This window comes from Escherichia sp. 93.1518, from assembly GCF_013368915.2.
Taxonomy (GTDB): Bacteria; Pseudomonadota; Gammaproteobacteria; order Enterobacterales; family Enterobacteriaceae; genus Escherichia; species Escherichia ruysiae.
The window spans coordinates 1-261 of record NZ_JABWMT020000129.1 but is presented as its reverse complement, the minus strand read 5'-3'; the positions used below and the strand labels follow the sequence as shown (position 1 = coordinate 261).

Here is a 261-nt window from a genome sequence, read left to right as displayed (position 1 = left end):
GTAAAGGCAGCAGTAAGGGGCATACCCCGCGCGAAGCGAAGGACAACCTGAAATCATCCCAGATGCTGAGCGTGATAGACGCCATCAGTGAAGGGCCGATTGAAGGTCCGGTGGATGGATTAAAAAGCGTGCTGCTGAACAGTACGCCAGTGCTGGACAGTGAGGGGAATACCAACATCTCCGGCGTCACGGTGGTGTTCCGGGCCGGTGAGCAGGAGCAGACACCGCCGGAGGGATTTGAATCCTCCGGCTCCGAGACGG

General features: G+C 58.6%; 1 protein-coding gene. It reads left to right on the top strand.

Features of this window, described 5'->3' with window-relative positions:
* A partial coding sequence (locus tag HEN21_RS23665; protein WP_183082974.1) for a hypothetical protein occupies positions 1-261 on the top strand: 261 nt, incomplete at both ends.